This is a genomic window from Streptomyces sp. NPDC037083 (assembly GCF_055606485.1).
Genome location: NZ_JBVJSQ010000001.1, coordinates 298462 through 314175, shown reverse-complemented (window position 1 = coordinate 314175; position 15714 = coordinate 298462). Strand labels below are relative to the sequence as shown.

Below are 15714 nucleotides of genomic sequence, written 5' to 3'. Positions count from 1 at the left end.
CCCGTCCCGATCGGATACGCCCTGGTGGGCAGTCCGGACGGACTGGCTCCGCCCGGGGTCCGCGCCCCCGGTACGCTGCCGTACGCCGCTCAGCACACCCCCGCAGAAAGGCAGCTTTCTCTGTGACTGCGATTCCCCAGGGCCGCACTCGCCGGGCCCCACTGGTGAGCGCGATCTGCGCACTGGTCGTGGGCATGGGACTGGCCGGATGCAGCGAGGATCCGGACGCGGGCACGAACGGGGTGGGCAAGCTGTCCGCCGCGCAGATCCAGGCGAAGACCAAGGCGGCCGCCGCCTCCGTGGACGCGGTGCGGCTCTCGGGCAACGTCACCACCAGCGGCCACACGTACAAGCTCGACATGAGCCTGAAGGCGGACGGCGGCACCGGCTCGGTCACCGCGGAGGGGGCCGCCTTCCACCTGCTGCGGGTGGGCGAGCAGCTGTACCTGAAGGCGGACGCGGCGTTCTGGAAGAAGGAGGACGGCAAGTCCGCCGACGGCTCGGACACGGCGGCCGCCGACAAACTCGGCGGCAAGTACGTGAAGGTGCCGACGGGCGACCCCTCGTACAAGAAGTTCAGCGTCTTCACGGACAAGGACCTCCTCCTCGACGGTCTGCTGTCGCTGCACGGCTCGCTGGCCACCGACGGCCACCACGAGCAGGCCGGAGTGCGCACGATCCGCATCACCGGCGACGGCGGCTCCGGCGGCACGCTGGACGTGTCGCTGGAGGGCACGCCGTACCCGCTCCTGCTGGAACGCGCCGGCGGGGCCGGCACGCTGAGCTTCTCCGCCTGGGGCAAGGACTTCGCCCTGGAGAAGCCGGCGAAGGACGAGACGGTGGACTACGGCAAGCAGCTCCCGACGTCGTGACCGGCTGACACGCTCACCGGCCCGCCCGGCCGGGTACCCGGGCTACCTGCGTTTCCGCTTGCGCAGCAGCAGCTTCGGCAGCCCGGCGGGCGCCGGCTCACGCGTGGTGGCGGGCGAGGGGAGCGGCCGCGCGGCCAGACTCCCGTCCGGAAGCGGCGCGGTGGCCCCCGTCGGCTCCAGGCGGAGCACCCGGCACTCGCGCGCCCAGCGCTCGGTCATGGCCTCGCCGTCGGGCGCGTTCAGCCGCTTGCCCTTGAGCTCGGCGACGGCCGCCTGCCAAGCCTCGGAGCCGGGGGCGAGCTGCGCCACCTTCGCCGTCCAGGTGACCAGCCGGCCGCCCTTGTCCTTGCTGCGGACGGTGACCTCGGCCGAGCCGCCCTCGACGAGTCCCGGCAGCGGCTGCTCGCCGGGCCCGTCGCCGACCAGACAGGCCGCACCCTCGTGCCACACGTGCCACAGCGCACGCGCGGCCGTCCCGCCCTCGCCCCGGACCCAGACGAGGCCGGACTTCTTGGTGGCCTCCTCGACGAGGGCCTGGTCGACGAGAGTCTGGTCGGGCAGCTCGCTTGTCATGTCGCCCAGCCTATCCGGGGGCCCTCACAGCCAGCCGTTGCGCTTCAGCGTGCGGTGGATGCCCACGCAGAGCGCCACCATGGCCGACATGACCACGGGATAGCCGTACTTCCAGTGCAGTTCCGGCATGTAGTCGAAGTTCATGCCGTACACCCCGCACACCATCGTCGGCACGGCGATGATGGCCGCCCAGGACGTGATCTTGCGCATGTCCTCGTTCTGCGCGACGGACGCCTGGGCGAGGTTGGCCTGCAGGATCGAGTTGAGCAGTTCGTCGAAGCCGATGACCTGCTCCTGGACCCGGGCGAGGTGGTCGGCGACGTCCCGGAAGTACTTCTGGATGTCGGGGTCGACCAGCCGCATGGGCCGCTCGCTCAGCAGCTGCATCGGCCGCAGCAGCGGCGACACCGCCCGCTTGAACTCCAGCACCTCACGCTTGAGTTGGTAGATCCGGCTCGCGTCCGTGCCGCGCGGGGTGCCCTTGCGGCCCGGCGAGAACACCTCGGTCTCGACCTCGTCGATGTCGTCCTGGACGGCGTCCGCGACCGCGATGTAGCCGTCGACCACGTGGTCGGCGATGGCGTGCAGCACCGCCGACGGGCCCTTCGCCAGCAGTTCGGGGTCGTCCTGGAGGCGGTGGCGCAGTGCGCGCAGCGAACCCTGGCCGCCGTGCCGGACGGTGATGAAGAAGTCCTTGCCGGTGAAGCACATGACCTCACCGGTCTCGACGACCTCGCTGTTGGCCGTGAGCCGGTCGTGCTCGATGTAGTGGATGGTCTTGAAGACGGTGAACAGGGAGTCGTCGTAGCGCTCCAGCTTGGGCCGCTGGTGCGCCTGCACCGCGTCCTCCACGGCCAGCGGGTGCAGCCCGAACTCGCTGGCGATTCCGGCGAATTCGGCCTCGGTCGGCTCGTGCAGACCGATCCACACGAAGCCCCCGTCGCGCCGCACCTGGCGCATGGCCTCCTGCGGGGTGGGCGCCTGCGGGAACGCGACGCGCGATCCGTCGCGGTAGACGGCGCAGTCGACGACGGCCGACGGGGTCCCCGGGTCGCGGGTGGTGTCGTAGGCGCCGCTGTCCGTGCGCCCGCCCCCCTTGCGCAGGGAGGGGCGGGCGGGGCGGACGACGGCACGGAGGTCGCGGATCATCGACATGGCAGGCTCCTTCGCGACGAGCAAAGAAAGACCGCCACGACGGTTGGAACTGCCCGGAATGGGGACGTCCTGACTGCGGAGGTTTGGCACGTCCACAAAGCGGGGAGCACCGCTCCGTCGCGGTGGCGAGCTTCGCTGTTGATTCAGATCAGAGAGATCTGGGAGATCAGACAGATCAGGCAAAACGAAACGAAGTGCTCTTCCGCATGAAGATGAGCGCGAGAGGCGGCGACCAGCCGGAGGCGAAGAGGCCAGAGCAGCGATATCAGCGGCCGGAAGAGCGAGTGGTACTGCACGGGTGACTTCGATCCATGACAGCCCCACCTCCTCCAGCCGGTCCCTCGTAAGGGAGTCTCGTCTGCGTCGGGGCAAGATAGCGACGCTTCTGCGTGCTGCCCCGAACCACCGGGCAAGAGTATCAGCCGACCGAAGTGTCAAGGCGCTGCTTTGCCCCGCGCTGACGAGTTCTATGCTCGCGCCATGGCTGATGTTCTCCCTCTCGTCGAGGCCCGTTTGCGCACCGCGCTGGGCGAGCCGGACGCCCGCGCCGCGGTCACCTTCCTCGGTACGGACCGCGTCGAAGTGCTCCGCTTCCACGAGGGCGACGTCGTCCGCTACGCCACGCTCGGCATGTCCGCGCAGCCGATGAGCGACCCCACCGCCGTGCTCGCGGACCCCGTCAAGGGGCCGCGCGCCGAACTGCTCCTGTCCGTCCGGCCGGGCGGCGCCGACACGGACAAGGTTCTGCGTCCGCTGGCCGTGCTCGCCGCGTCCCCGCAGGTCGAGGGCGTGGTCGTGGCCCCGGGCGCGTCCCTCGACGTGGGTGAGCCGCTGTGGCCCGGGGCCCCGTTCACCTCGGTCCTGGTCGCCGAGCCGGGCGGGCTGGTCGAGGACCTCGAACTCGACGAGCCCCTCGACCCGGTCCGCTTCCTGCCCCTGCTCCCCATGACGCCCAACGAGGCCGCCTGGAAGCGCGTCCACGGCGCCCAGGCCCTCCAGGAGCGCTGGCTGACCAACGGGACGGACCTCAGGGATCCGTCCCGCAGGTCCGTCCCGCTCGACTGACGCTTCGTGAGGAACGTCACCAACAGGTGTCCGGAAAAGGTCAGTTGACCGTGGAGGTGTGGGCTCTCAGCCGGCGAAGACCGCGACCCCGTCCTCCGTCGCGTGCCGGGGCTGCAGCTCCCGCGCCTCCCCGGTGAGCGCCTCGCGCCGTACGACGACCACGACCGCGCCGAGGACCGCCGTCACCGCCGCGACCACGAACGGCACGTGGACGTCGGTCCATTCCTCGATCTTCGGCGCGAAGTAGGGCGCGGCGGCGGCCGCGAACCAGCGCACGAAGTTGTATCCGGCGCTCGCCACCGGGCGCGGGGCGTCCGACACGCCGAGCGCCAACTCGGTGTAGACGGTGTTGTTCACGCCGATGAACGCGCCGGACAGGATCGTGCAGACGATCGCCGCGGTGTGGCCGCCGTAACCGAGGACGAGAACGTCGGCGGCGAGCAGCAGCAGCGAGCCGCCGAGCACCTTCAGCGAGCCGAACCGCCTCTGCAGACGCGGCGCCACGAGCACCGAGAAGACCGCGAGCAGCACGCCCCACGCGAAGAACACGGCGCCCGACCTGTAGGGGGTCATGTCCAGCACGAACGGGGTGAAGGCCAGCACGGTGAAGAACGTGTAGTTGTAGAAGAAGGCCGAGGCGGCCGCTGAGGCGAGACCGCCGTGGCCGAGCGCCCTGAGCGGGTCCAGCAGCGAGGTCCTGCGGGCCGGCTTCGGCTGCTCCTTCAGGAACGCCGTGATGCACAGGAAGCCGACGGCCATCAGGAACGCGGTGCCGAAGAAGGGGTAGCGCCAGCTCGCGTCGCCGAGCAGCGCGCCCACCAGCGGGCCGCAGGCCATGCCCAGGCCGAGGGCGGACTCGTACAGCAGGATGGCGGCCGCGCTGCCGCCGGCCGCCGCGCCGACGATCACCGCGAGGGCGGTCGAGACGAAGAGGGCGTTGCCGAGTCCCCAGCCTGCGCGGTAGCCGACCAGTTGCGCGACCGAGTCCGAGGTGCCGGCCAGGCCCGCGAAGACGACGACCAGGGCCAGGCCGAGCAGGAGGGTGCGGCGCCCGCCGATGCGGCTGGAGACGAAGCCGGTGACCAGCATCGCGAGCGCGGTGATCAGGAAGTACGAGGTGAAGAGCAGGGAGACCTGGCCGGCCGTGGCGTCCAGCCCCTGGGCGATGGACGGCAGGATCGGGTCGACCAGACCGATGCCCATGAAGGCGACGACGGAGGCGCCGGCCGTCGCCCACACCGCCTTCGGCTGCCGCAGGATGCTTCCGGCTCCGGCGTCGAACGTGTCCATGGTTCCCCTCGCTCCCCGATAGATGGTTGGTGTATACACACACTAAGTTAGGTCGCCTAATTAATGCAAGCTACATCCAATTGGTCCCGGCCGATCGGTTTCCGTCCGGACGGGTGATCGTCCTTGACGTGGGCGGGCTCGGGTAGGACCGTGGGGCCCTATGAGGGGCGAACCCAGTTGCCCGAAGTGTGGTGGCCGGGTCAGGGCTCCCGGACTCTTCGCCGATTCCTGGCAGTGCGACGTGCACGGGACGGTGCATCCGCTGCAGCCCGTGATCCCGCCCAGCGTCGAGGCCCTCAGCGTCGTCGTGCACCGCACGCAGGTGCCGGTGTGGATGCCGTGGCCGCTGCCGGTCGGCTGGCTCTTCACGGGCGTGACCTTCGCGGGCGACGACCGCAGCGGGGGGCGCGCCACCGCGGTGGCCTGCTCCGGCCCCGGTCCGCTCGGCGGCATGGGTGAGCTGATCCTGGTCGCCGAGGAGTTGGGGGTCGGTCTCGGCGCCCGCTACGCCGGCGTGGACGGGCCGGACCCCGGGCCGTACATGAGCGTCGAGAAGCCCCCGCAGGCCAAGGTGCTCGCCGCCGGCCGCCCGACCCCGCTCTGGCATGTCTCCGCCACCCCGGACGACCGCGCGGTCTTCGCCGGGGAGGCCCGGGGGCTGTGGCTGTGGGCGGTCGTCTGGCCCGAGCAGTCCGGGCTGCTGATGTACGACGAACTGGTGCTGACGGATCTGCGGGACGCGGGCGCGGAGCTCGAACTCGTGCCCTGCGGTGCGCTGTCGCCGCGTCTGCTCAAGCCGTAGCCCCCCGCTGGGCTGAGCGGTCGAGGGTTCGTGGGGCTTGCGGTCCTTCTGCCGCGCCGTCGTGGTCGGCCGGGCGGTTCCTCGCGCCCCTGGGGGCGCCGGTTCCGTGCATTGTGCTGCGGGTCGGTGTGTAGGGGGTGCTTTGGTGGTTTGGGTGTGACAGGGGTGGTCTGATTACCGGTTATGCTGGAGCGTCCCCTTCCGCCCCGTCATCGCCTGGAGCCCGCGTCGTGCGCATCGATCTGCACTGCCACTCCACGGCCTCCGACGGAACGGACACCCCGGCCGAGCTGGTGCGCAACGCGGCCGCCGCCGGTCTGGACGTCGTCGCGCTGACCGACCACGACACCACCCGCGGACACGCCGAGGCCGTCGCCGCCCTGCCCCCCGGGCTCACCCTCGTCACCGGCGCCGAGCTGTCCTGCCGAGTCGACGGCGTCAGCATGCACATGCTGGCCTACCTGTTCGATCCCGAGGAGCCCGCACTGTTCGCCGAGCGTGAGCTGGTGCGCGACGACCGGGTGCCGCGGGCGCGCGCGATGGTCGTCAGGCTGAACGAGCTGGGCGTGCCCGTCACCTGGGAGCAGGTCGCGCGGATCGCCGGCGAGGGGTCCGTCGGGCGGCCGCACGTCGCGACCGCCCTGGTGGAGCTCGGTGTCGTCCCGACCGTGAGCGACGCGTTCACCCGGGGCTGGCTCGCCGACGGCGGGCGCGCCTACGTCGAGAAGCACGAGACCGACCCCTTCGAGGCGATCCGGCTGGTCAAGGGCGCGGGCGGGGTCACCGTCTTCGCGCACCCGGGCGCCGACAAGCGGGGCCGCACGGTGCCGGAGTCGACGATCGCCGAGCTGGCCGCCGCCGGGCTCGACGGCATCGAGGTCGACCACATGGACCACGACGCGGACACGCGGGCGCGGCTGCGCGGGCTGGCCGGAGATCTGGGGCTGCTGGTCACCGGCTCCTCGGACTACCACGGCAGCCGCAAGACGTGCACGCTCGGCGAGTACACGACCGACCCCGAGGTGTACGGGGAGATCACCCGGCGCGCCACCGGGGCGTTCCCGGTGCCGGGGACCGGCGGGGCCTGAGGCTCCTCCGCGCGTCCCCCTTCTCTTCCTCTCGCAAGGCTTTCGCACTGATGTTCGACGTCGCCGTCTTCGGCTCCCTCTTCCTGACCCTTTTTGTCATCATGGATCCCCCCGGGATCACCCCGATCTTCCTCGCCCTGACCGCCGGTCGCCCCGGCAAGGTGCAGAAGCGGATGGCCTTCCAGGCGGTCTGCGTGGCGGGCGGCGTGATCGCCGTCTTCGGACTGCTGGGCCACCAGATCCTCGACTACCTGCACGTCTCGGTGCCTGCGCTGATGATCGCGGGCGGGCTGCTGCTCCTGCTGATCGCGCTCGATCTGCTCACCGGCAAGACCGACGAGCCCAAGCAGACGAAGGACGTCAACGTCGCGCTCGTCCCGCTGGGCATGCCCCTGCTGGCCGGACCGGGCGCGATCGTGTCCGTCATCCTCGCCGTGCAGAAGGCCGACAGCGTGGCCACGCAGATGTCCGTCTGGGCGGCGATCCTCGCCATCCATGTGGTGCTGTGGCTGGTGATGCGGTACTCGCTGCTGATCATCCGGGTCATCAAGGACGGCGGTGTGGTCCTGGTGACGCGGCTCGCGGGCATGATGCTCTCCGCGATCGCCGTGCAGCAGATCATCAACGGCGTCACGCAGGTGATCCAGGGGAGCTGAACATGCCCCGTGCACACAGAGCCCCCTACGGCGACGCCGTAGGGGGCTCTGAAACCTGTAGGGGGACCCGTGTCATGAGGCCGAGGTGTCGGCCGGACGGATCCACAGTCGCTGCCCTATGGCGGCGGCCTGCTGAACGATCCGGTTGACGGAGGCGGCGTCCACGACGGTGCTGTCCACGGGCGTGCCGTCGACGTCGTCGAGTCGCATGATTTCGAAGCGCATTGGCTTCTCCCTTCGTCTGGTCATCCTCCTGCGGAGAATTGCTGTGTTCGGTGCTACACGAGTAGTCAACGCGGTGCGTGTTACAAACATTCCCTACGCTAAATAAATTTTTCGAACGGCTAATTACTCACGAGTAAGGGGGTTTGCGGAGACTGAACGGGACCGGTTGTGTTCGCAGCGTGACCACCGGGACAATGGAAGCGATGAACGACGACCTCCCGGCCCTCGCCGCCCGTATCGACCGCACGAACGAGCTGCTGACCCGCATGCTCGCCGAGGTGGCCAAGACGCCCTCGACCCACGCGATCTTCGTCGACGCGGGATACCTCTACGCGGCCGCCGGACGGCTGGTGGCCGGGACGGAGGACCGGCGCGCCTTCGACCTCGACGCCGAGGGACTGATCGAGGCGCTCATCGACCGCGCCCGCTCCATCTTCGCCGACAGCCGGCTGCTGCGCGTCTACTGGTACGACGGCGCCCGGCGCCGCATCCACACCGCCGAGCAGCAGTCCATCGCCGAACTGCCGGACGTGAAGGTGCGACTGGGCAACCTGAACGCCAACAACCAGCAGAAGGGCGTCGACTCACTCATCCGTTCGGACCTGGAGTCCCTGGCCCGCCACCGGGCCATCAGCGACGCGGCCCTGCTCGGCGGCGACGAGGACCTGGTCTCGGCGGTGGAGGCCGCCCAGGGATACGGCGCCCGGGTCCACCTCTGGGGCATCGAGGCGCCGGACGGCCGCAACCAGGCCGAGCCGCTGCTCTGGGAGGTCGACAGCCAGCGCACCCTCGACCTCGACTTCTTCAAGCCGTACGTCTCGCGGCGCACCGCCGGCTACGAGGCGAGCGGCGCGAGCCGGCCCACCCGGGAGGCCGTCCGTTTCGTCGGCGCGCAGATCGCGGCGAAGTGGCTGGTGGCGCGCGGCAGGGAGTCGCTGGCCGAGCTGCTGCCGGGCCACCCCTACCTGCCCGGCTCCGTCGACCAGGACCTCCTCGTGGAGGCCGAGGGCATCCTGCAGTACTCCCTGCGCGGCCAGGCGGACCTCAGGCGCGCGCTGCGGGACGGCTTCTGGGAGCACGTGCAGACGCAGTACTAGCGGGACGGGCGGCAGCGGTGGCGCCGGCGGCAGCGGTGGCGCGGGCGGTGCCGGGGGTGTCGGAGGGCCAGGGGTGTCGGCGGTGTCGGTCGCACGGCGTCTCGGGCGGCACGGCGGCGCCGCCGGAGGCGGGCGTACCGGTGCTCAGCGGTCCCAGAAGTCGGCGAGGGCGTGGGCCGTGGGCAGCGGTCGGTCCAGGTTCGGCGAGTGCTCGGCGCCCGCCACGACCGTCCGGTGCGCACGCAGCTCCACGGCCATCTCGTCCAGGAGGGGCACCGGCCAGGTGTCGTCCCGCGCCCCGGACAGAACGTGCAACGGCAGCGGCACGGCCGCGAGTTCGGCGACACGATCCGGCTCGACGCACAACTGGCGTCCTGTGGCGAGGAGTTGGGCGGGCTTGTGGTTCAGCCAGCGCAGCCGCAGCTGATCCAGCTTGCCGAATCCGCGGGCCGGGCCGCCGACGTCCTCGGGCGGGCCCATCGCGAGGATCGCCGCCCAGACCTGCGGCATGGTCATCACCTCGAGTGCGTCGTGCAGCAGTTTCACGCGCTGCTTCTGCGACTCCGAGATCTCACCCGGGCCCGAGGACACGAGCGTGAACGACACGAAGGGGGAGTGGTCCAGGAGGACCGCGGCGCGGGCGATCTGGCCGCCCAGCGAGTGTCCGACGAGGTGCACGGGGGTGTCGAGGGCGGCCGCCTGTGCGAGCACGTCCCTGGCCAACTCCTGCTGGGCGTACGGTGATTCGTCCTCGGCCGGACCGTCGGACTCGTTCTGCCCGCGCCCGTCCACGGCGATGCTCCGGTAGCCGCGGGCCGCGAGCGGCTCGTGCATCCGGTGGAAGTCCTCCTTGCTCCCCGTGAAGCCGGGCAGCAGCAGCGCGACGCCCCGCGGCTCCACGCCCGCCGCGACCGGCGCGTCGACGACGGCGAACTCGCCACGCCCGGTCCGCAGGGCATACGAACGCGCGCCGGGAGGGGGAGGGAAGGGGGTGGCGATGCTCGGCCTGGTCACGTGCCGAGGCTACCGGCACCGCCCGCGGCGTGCTCTCGCCGGGTTCCTTCCCGGGGAACGCCGACGGCCCGGCTCCTCGTCGAGGAGGAGCCGGGCCGCCGGGTCGTTCAGCCGTGCCGGCCGATCAGCCGTCCGCGGGCTCCGCGGCGGCCGTCGCCTTGCGGGTGCGGCGCACCCGCGGCTTCGCCTCGGCCGCGACCGTGGCGTCGGCCTCGGCGGTGGCCGGGGCGGCGGCGGCCTTGCGGGTGCGGCGCGGCTTGGCGGGCTCCGCTTCCTGGGTGGCCTGGGCCGGGATGTCGGCGGTGGTGGCCGTCGGCTCCGGCTGGGCGGTCTTGCGGGTGGTGCGGCGGCGGGGCTTGGCCTCGGTCGCTTCGGCGGTGTCGACCGCGGCCTCGGCCGGAGCCGCTGCCTTGCGGGTGCGACGCGGCTTGGCCACGACGGCCTCCGCGACCGGCTCCGCCTCTGCCGCCTTGACGGCCGTGGCGGCCGTCTTGCGGGTGCGGCGCGGCTTGGCCTCCGTCCCCTCCGCGGTGTCGACCGCGGCCTCGGCCGGAGCCGCCGCCTTGCGGGTGCGGCGCGGCTTGACCTCGGCCTCGACGGCCTCGGGCGCCTCGGCGGGGGCCGGAGCGGTCGCCGCCGTCTTGCGCGTACGGCGCGGCTTGGCCTCGACGGCCTCGGCCGTGTCCACCACGGCCTCCGCGGTGGCGGCGGTCTTGCGCGTGGTGCGGCGGCGCGGCTTGGCCTCCGCGCCCTCGGCCGTGTCGGCCGCGACCGTGGCGTCGGCCTCGGCGGTGGCCGGGGCGGCGGCGGTCTTGCGGGTGCGGCGCGGCTTGGCGGGCTCCGCTTCCTGGGTGGCCTGGGCCGGGATGCCGGCGGTGGTGGCCGTCGGCTCCGGCTGGGCGGTCTTGCGGGTGGTGCGGCGGCGGGGCTTGGCCTCGGTCGCTTCGGCGGTGTCGACCGCGGCCTCCGCGGCGGCGGCCGTCTTGCGGGTGCGACGCGGCTTGGCCTCGGCCTCGACGGCCGGGGCGGTGTCGAGCACGGCCTCGGCCTCGGTCCCGGCCGGAGCCGTCGCCTTGCGGGTGCGGCGGCGCGGCCTGGCCTCCGTCGTCTCCGCGGCCTGCGCCGTGTCGACGACGGCCTCGGCCGCGGGGGCCTCGGCGGCCGGCAGCTCCGTCACGGTGGCCGGGGCAGCCTCCGCGGTCTTGCGGGTGCGGCGTCGACGCGAGGTCGCCGGGGCGTCCGTCGCGCTGTCCGCGGCGGTTCCCGCGGTGTCGAGCGCCGGGCTCTCCACCGTGGCCACGGCGGCTGCCGCGGCCTCGGCGACCGGCTCCACGACCGCGGCGGTGGCCGTCACGGTCGTCGCGGTCGTCTCCGCCGCGGACCCGTTGCGGGTACGACGGCGGCGGCGCGGGGTGCGCGGGCCGGCGGCCTCCTCCGCGACGGGCGTCCGCTCGGCCACGGGAGCCTGCTCGGCCGCCGTGGTCCCGGCAGGGGCCTGCGTCGCGTCGATGGGGGAGCCGTTGCGGGTACGACGGCGGCGGCGCGGCGTGCGGGCCGAACGCTCGCGCTCGGTGGACCGCTCGCCGGAACGCGACTCGCCCCGGCCGCCACGGTCACTGCGGTCGCCCCGGCCTCCGCGGTCACCGCGACCGCGCGCACCGCGGCCGCCCGTCTCGCCCAGGTCCTCGAGCTCCTCCGCCTCGAGCCCGGCGCGCGTGCGCTCCGAGCGCGGCAGAACGCCCTTGGTGCCCGCGGGGATGCCGAGCTCCTCGTAGAAGTGCGGGGACGTGGAGTACGTCTCCGGCGGGTCGCTGAAGTCGAGCTCCAGCGCCTTGTTGATGAGCTGCCAGCGCGGGATGTCGTCCCAGTCGACGAGCGTGATCGCGATGCCCTTGGCGCCGGCGCGGCCGGTGCGGCCGATGCGGTGCAGGTACGTCTTCTCGTCCTCGGGGGACTGGTAGTTGATGACGTGGGTGACGCCCTCGACGTCGATGCCGCGGGCGGCGACGTCGGTGCAGACGAGGACGTCGACCTTGCCGTTGCGGAAGGCGCGCAGCGCCTGCTCGCGGGCACCCTGGCCGAGGTCGCCGTGGACCGCCCCGGAGGCGAAACCGCGCTGCTGGAGCTGGTCGGCGAGGTCGGCGGCCGTGCGCTTGGTGCGACAGAACACCATGACCAGGCCCCGGCCCTCGGCCTGCAGGATGCGGGCGACCATCTCGGGCTTGTCCATGTTGTGCGCGCGGTACACGTGCTGCTTGGTGTTCGCGACGGTCCGGCCCGCGTCGTCCGGAGAGGTGGCGTTGATGTGCGTCGGCTGCGACATGTAGCGGCGCGCGAGGCTGATGACCGCGCCCGGCATGGTCGCCGAGAACAGCATGGTCTGGCGCCGTGCCGGAAGCATGTTGATGATCTTCTCGACGTCGGGCAGGAAGCCCAGGTCGAGCATCTCGTCGGCCTCGTCGAGCACGAGCGACTTGATGTGCTTGAGGTCGAGCTTCTTCTGGCCGGCGAGGTCCAGCAGTCGGCCCGGGGTGCCGACGACGACGTCGACGCCCTTCTTCAGGGCCTCGACCTGGGGTTCGTAGGCCCGGCCGCCGTAGATGGCGAGGACGCGCACGTTGCGCACCTTGCCCGCGGTCAGCAGGTCGTTGGTGACCTGGGTGCACAGCTCGCGCGTGGGGACGACGACGAGCGCCTGCGGGGCGTCGGTGAGGGCCTCGGGCGCGGCGCGGCCGGCCTCGACGTCGGCGGGGACGGTCACGCGCTCGAGGAGCGGCAGGCCGAAGCCGAGCGTCTTGCCGGTGCCGGTCTTGGCCTGGCCGATGACGTCCGAGCCCGACAGGGCCACGGGGAGCGTCATCTCCTGGATGGGGAAGGCGGTGGTGATGCCGACGGCCTCCAGGGCCTCGGCGGTCTCGGAAAGGATTCCGAGCTCTCGGAACGTCGTAGTCAGGGTGCTGCCTCTTCTGTGTGTGCGGTGCGAGGCGAGCGCGGGGGTCTTGACGGACCGTGCCGGGGGACGTCGGCGGCCTACGGGCGAGCCGTGAAGGGCAAGCCGTTCGGCACGGGACCACTGCCGACGCTCTAGCGCTCGTACCGCTGGAGGGTGTCCCTCCGGTCGTCGTACGCAATGTGCCGTACGGCCGGGGAGGGCGGGCGGGTCGGAGCCGATCGGGCCACCGACCGGGCATCCTCATACGTGCGGCCCGTCGAATACTCGGCAGGCGCATTACCACCATACCCCGGAATCGCGCACACGTGATGGCCGATTCGGTCACGTTGTGGTTGTCACAGTGCCGGACGCGGTCCTGTACGTCTCCGTTGTCACACTGACTGACCAGGGACTTCCACCGCGCGAGGAGCGGGCTATTGTGCGCTTCATGACGACCTCTGACAAGCCTGAGAACACCGCCGCCCCCACCGGAATCGCCGCCCAGGACTGGGCGAAGGCCTCCGCCGACCCGCAGTACCGGGCCGCGGTCGTGGACCTGCTCGGGGCGCTGGCGTACGGCGAGCTGGCGGCGTTCGAGCGACTCGCGGAGGACGCCAAACTGGCCCCCACACTGGACGACAAGGCGGAGCTGGCGAAGATGGCGTCGGCCGAGTTCCACCACTTCGAGCGGCTGCGCGACCGGCTCACGGAGATCGGCGCGGAGCCGACGCCCTCGATGGAGCCGTTCGTCGCCGCGCTGGACGGCTTCCACAAGCAGACGGCCCCGTCGGACTGGCTGGAGGGCCTGGTCAAGGCGTACGTCGGTGACTCGATCGCCAGCGACTTCTACCGGGAGGTCGCGGTGCGCCTGGACAGTGACACGCGGGCCCTGGTGCTGGCGGTGCTCGACGACACCGGCCACGCCGGTTTCGCGGTGGACCGGGTGCGGGCGGCGATCGACGCGGACCCGCGCGTGGGCGGGCGGCTCGCGCTGTGGGCGCGGCGGCTGATGGGTGAGGCCCTGTCGCAGTCCCAGCGAGTGGTCGCGGACCGCGACGCGCTGTCGACGATGCTGGTGGGCGGGGTGGCGGACGGCTTCGACCTCGCCGAGGTGGGGCGGATGTTCTCCCGGATCACCGAGGCGCACACCAAGCGGATGGCCGCGCTGGGCCTGGCGGCCTAGACAGTGCCCTCACGGGGCGAGGCGCTCGGGGACCGGCGCCCGCACGGGGCGAGGCGCTCAGGGACCGGCGCCCGCACGGAGTGGCGGGCTCAGGGACCGGCGTCCGGCCTACGCCGGCGCCGATCGTCGCCGCAGCCGCCCGGCGGGGCGCAGCAGCAGCGAGAGCGAGGCGGCGGAGACGATCGCCGCGCCGAGGAGACTCGGCAGGACGGTGCCGGGGCCCAGTGCGCTGTGGGTGACGAAGTCGCCGAACAGGGCTCCGGCGACGCCCGTCGCGAGGACGAGGGTACGGACCGGCAGGCGGTGGGAGAGGCGGGTGACCGCCGCCCACGCGAGCACGAGACCGAGCACAGCGGAGCCGAGCGCTTCCAAGATCATGTAGGTCCCTCCCAGACGGCGGGGCTGTGCACCGAGGTCGTAGCCGGTCATACCCGTGACCTGCGGAATGCAATCCTCCTCCGTGGACGAGTCGTGCTCCATCCGTGGAGAGAACGCTGAGAGCGAACGAAGGCGCCCGGAAGGGGACGGCGACGGCGAACGAAGGAGGGCCCGGCGACCACTCGGTCGCCGGGCCCTCCTTCGTTCGTTCGCCTACAGAGCGCCGAAGCCGACCTTGCGCGGGGCGGGCTCGCCCAGCTCGACGTAGGCCAGGCGGTCGGCCGGAACCAGGACCTTGCGGCCGTGCTGGTCCACGAGGCTGAGCAGCTGCGACTTCCCGGCCAGTGCGTCGGCCACCACGCGCTCGACCTCCTCGGGAGTCTGACCGCTCTCCAGAACGATCTCGCGGGGCGCGTGCTGCACGCCGATCTTGACCTCCACGGCTATGTCCCTCCGACGGTCACGAGGTGCGCGGGCGTCCGCGCCGTACGCTGCACACATTAGCCCGGTGAGGGGACGTACACGGTCCGGCCGTCCACGCCAGGAGCGAACAGCGGGCGGGAACAAACGGCCGAGCGTCCCCGCGAGTCAGTGCTGATCCGTTCCGTGCAGCGGGAAACCGGCGATGCCCCGCCACGCGAGCGAGGCCAGCAGCTGTACCGCCTGGTCGCGCGGAACGCTGCGGTCGCTGTGCAGCCAGGAACGGGCCACGACCTGTGCGAGACCGCCCAGGCCGGAGGCGAGCAGCATCGACTCCGCGCGCGAGAGGCCGGTGTCCTCCGCGATGACCTCGCAGATCGCCTCGGCGCACTCGGTGGTGACCTTGTCGACGCGCTCGCGCACCGCGGGCTCGTTCGTCAGGTCCGACTCGAAGACCAGGCGGAAGGCGCCGCCGTCGTCCTCCACGTACGCGAAGTACGCGTCCATGGTGGCCCGGACGCGCTGCTTGTTGTCGGTCGTCGAGGCGAGCGCGCCGCGCACGGCCTGGATGAGCGACTCGCAGTGCTGGTCCAGCAGGGCCAGGTAGAGGTCGAGCTTGCCGGGGAAGTGCTGGTAGAGCACCGGCTTGCTGACGCCGGCCCGCTCGGCGATGTCGTCCATCGCGGCCGCGTGATAGCCCTGCGCGACGAAGACTTCCTGGGCGGCGCCCAGCAGCTGGTTCCGTCGGGCACGGCGCGGCAGGCGTGTGCCCCGCGGGCGCGCCGCCTCTGTCTGCTCGATGGCTGTCACGCCGCCTCCCAAAGTCGTCCTCTTGCGGTGAGCGCCGCGCCGCCATCGTACTTTTCGGTAACCGTCGTGCGCGCGGTGCGAACGCAGAATTTCACGGACTGGACGACGACAAAAGCGGTAGAGACGGTTTCGAAACGTAACTTTCCGGGCATAC

The 15714-nt window shown here is 71.9% G+C and carries 16 protein-coding genes; 7 read left to right on the top strand and 9 right to left on the bottom strand.

The features are described from left to right. Positions 1–122 precede the first annotated feature (122 nt). Positions 123–872, top strand: a complete 750-nt coding sequence (locus ACZ7DE_RS01465; protein ID WP_470756712.1) for a hypothetical protein — start codon at positions 123–125, stop codon at positions 870–872. A gap of 42 nt (positions 873–914) precedes the next feature. On the opposite strand, the gene ACZ7DE_RS01460 is transcribed toward ACZ7DE_RS01465, so the two are convergent. Both ACZ7DE_RS01460 and ACZ7DE_RS01455 read right to left on the bottom strand, forming a co-directional pair. Further along, on the bottom strand, positions 915–1445 hold the full coding sequence (locus ACZ7DE_RS01460; RefSeq protein ID WP_470756710.1) for a hypothetical protein: 531 nt from the start codon (positions 1443–1445) through the stop codon (positions 915–917). A gap of 24 nt (positions 1446–1469) precedes the next feature. Further along, complete coding sequence (locus tag ACZ7DE_RS01455; RefSeq protein WP_470756708.1) at positions 1470–2600, bottom strand: magnesium and cobalt transport protein CorA; 1131 nt, start codon at positions 2598–2600, stop codon at positions 1470–1472. Positions 2601–3080: 480 nt separating this feature from the next. Here ACZ7DE_RS01455 and ACZ7DE_RS01450 point away from each other — a divergent pair, with 480 nt between their 5' ends. Next, positions 3081–3665 (top strand): suppressor of fused domain protein, encoded by a 585-nt coding sequence (locus ACZ7DE_RS01450; protein ID WP_470756706.1) that lies wholly within the window; start codon positions 3081–3083, stop codon positions 3663–3665. 66 nt (positions 3666–3731) lie between these two features. On the opposite strand, the gene ACZ7DE_RS01445 is transcribed toward ACZ7DE_RS01450, so the two are convergent. Continuing rightward, the gene (locus tag ACZ7DE_RS01445) at positions 3732–4955 is read right to left on the bottom strand and encodes an MFS transporter (RefSeq protein ID WP_470756704.1); all 1224 of its coding nucleotides are present in this window, start codon (positions 4953–4955) and stop codon (positions 3732–3734) included. Positions 4956–5115: 160 nt separating this feature from the next. On the opposite strand from ACZ7DE_RS01445, the gene ACZ7DE_RS01440 reads away from it, so the two are divergent. From ACZ7DE_RS01440 to ACZ7DE_RS01430, 3 genes are all read left to right on the top strand, one after another. Continuing rightward, complete coding sequence (locus ACZ7DE_RS01440; RefSeq protein WP_470756702.1) at positions 5116–5757, top strand: DUF6758 family protein; 642 nt, start codon at positions 5116–5118, stop codon at positions 5755–5757. A gap of 230 nt (positions 5758–5987) precedes the next feature. Beyond that, complete coding sequence (locus tag ACZ7DE_RS01435) at positions 5988–6845, top strand: PHP domain-containing protein (RefSeq protein WP_470756700.1); 858 nt, start codon at positions 5988–5990, stop codon at positions 6843–6845. A 50-nt stretch (positions 6846–6895) separates the two neighbouring features. After that, on the top strand, positions 6896–7501 hold the full coding sequence (locus tag ACZ7DE_RS01430; protein ID WP_470756698.1) for a MarC family protein: 606 nt from the start codon (positions 6896–6898) through the stop codon (positions 7499–7501). Positions 7502–7573: 72 nt separating this feature from the next. Here ACZ7DE_RS01430 and ACZ7DE_RS01425 read toward each other — a convergent pair whose 3' ends face one another. Next, positions 7574–7726, bottom strand: a complete 153-nt coding sequence (locus ACZ7DE_RS01425) for a hypothetical protein (protein WP_007384531.1) — start codon at positions 7724–7726, stop codon at positions 7574–7576. Between the two features lie 203 nt (positions 7727–7929). On the opposite strand from ACZ7DE_RS01425, the gene ACZ7DE_RS01420 reads away from it, so the two are divergent. After that, positions 7930–8823: an NYN domain-containing protein gene (locus ACZ7DE_RS01420; protein WP_470756695.1), complete on the top strand. Its 894-nt coding sequence runs from the start codon at positions 7930–7932 to the stop codon at positions 8821–8823. Between the two features lie 144 nt (positions 8824–8967). On the opposite strand, the gene ACZ7DE_RS01415 is transcribed toward ACZ7DE_RS01420, so the two are convergent. Next, positions 8968–9837: an alpha/beta fold hydrolase gene (locus ACZ7DE_RS01415; protein ID WP_470756693.1), complete on the bottom strand. Its 870-nt coding sequence runs from the start codon at positions 9835–9837 to the stop codon at positions 8968–8970. Between the two features lie 124 nt (positions 9838–9961). Continuing rightward, positions 9962–12697, bottom strand: coding sequence for a DEAD/DEAH box helicase (locus ACZ7DE_RS01410; RefSeq protein WP_470756691.1), 2736 nt, complete (start codon positions 12695–12697; stop codon positions 9962–9964). A 511-nt stretch (positions 12698–13208) separates the two neighbouring features. Here ACZ7DE_RS01410 and ACZ7DE_RS01405 point away from each other — a divergent pair. Then, a complete protein-coding gene (locus tag ACZ7DE_RS01405) occupies positions 13209–13952 on the top strand; it encodes a ferritin-like fold-containing protein (RefSeq protein ID WP_470756689.1) in 744 nt (247 codons plus the stop codon). 108 nt (positions 13953–14060) lie between these two features. Here the strand turns inward: ACZ7DE_RS01405 and ACZ7DE_RS01400 are convergent, their stop codons facing one another. The 3 genes from ACZ7DE_RS01400 to ACZ7DE_RS01390 all read right to left on the bottom strand — a co-directional run bounded on the left by ACZ7DE_RS01400 (position 14061) and on the right by ACZ7DE_RS01390 (position 15560). Continuing rightward, the gene (locus ACZ7DE_RS01400) at positions 14061–14330 is read right to left on the bottom strand and encodes a hypothetical protein (RefSeq protein ID WP_470756687.1); all 270 of its coding nucleotides are present in this window, start codon (positions 14328–14330) and stop codon (positions 14061–14063) included. 213 nt (positions 14331–14543) lie between these two features. Continuing rightward, entirely contained in the window at positions 14544–14771 is a 228-nt protein-coding gene (locus ACZ7DE_RS01395) for a DUF3107 domain-containing protein (protein ID WP_067248221.1), read from the bottom strand. Positions 14772–14918: 147 nt separating this feature from the next. Then, on the bottom strand, positions 14919–15560 hold the full coding sequence (locus ACZ7DE_RS01390; RefSeq protein WP_069771643.1) for a TetR/AcrR family transcriptional regulator: 642 nt from the start codon (positions 15558–15560) through the stop codon (positions 14919–14921). Between the last annotated feature and the right edge of the window lie 154 nt (positions 15561–15714).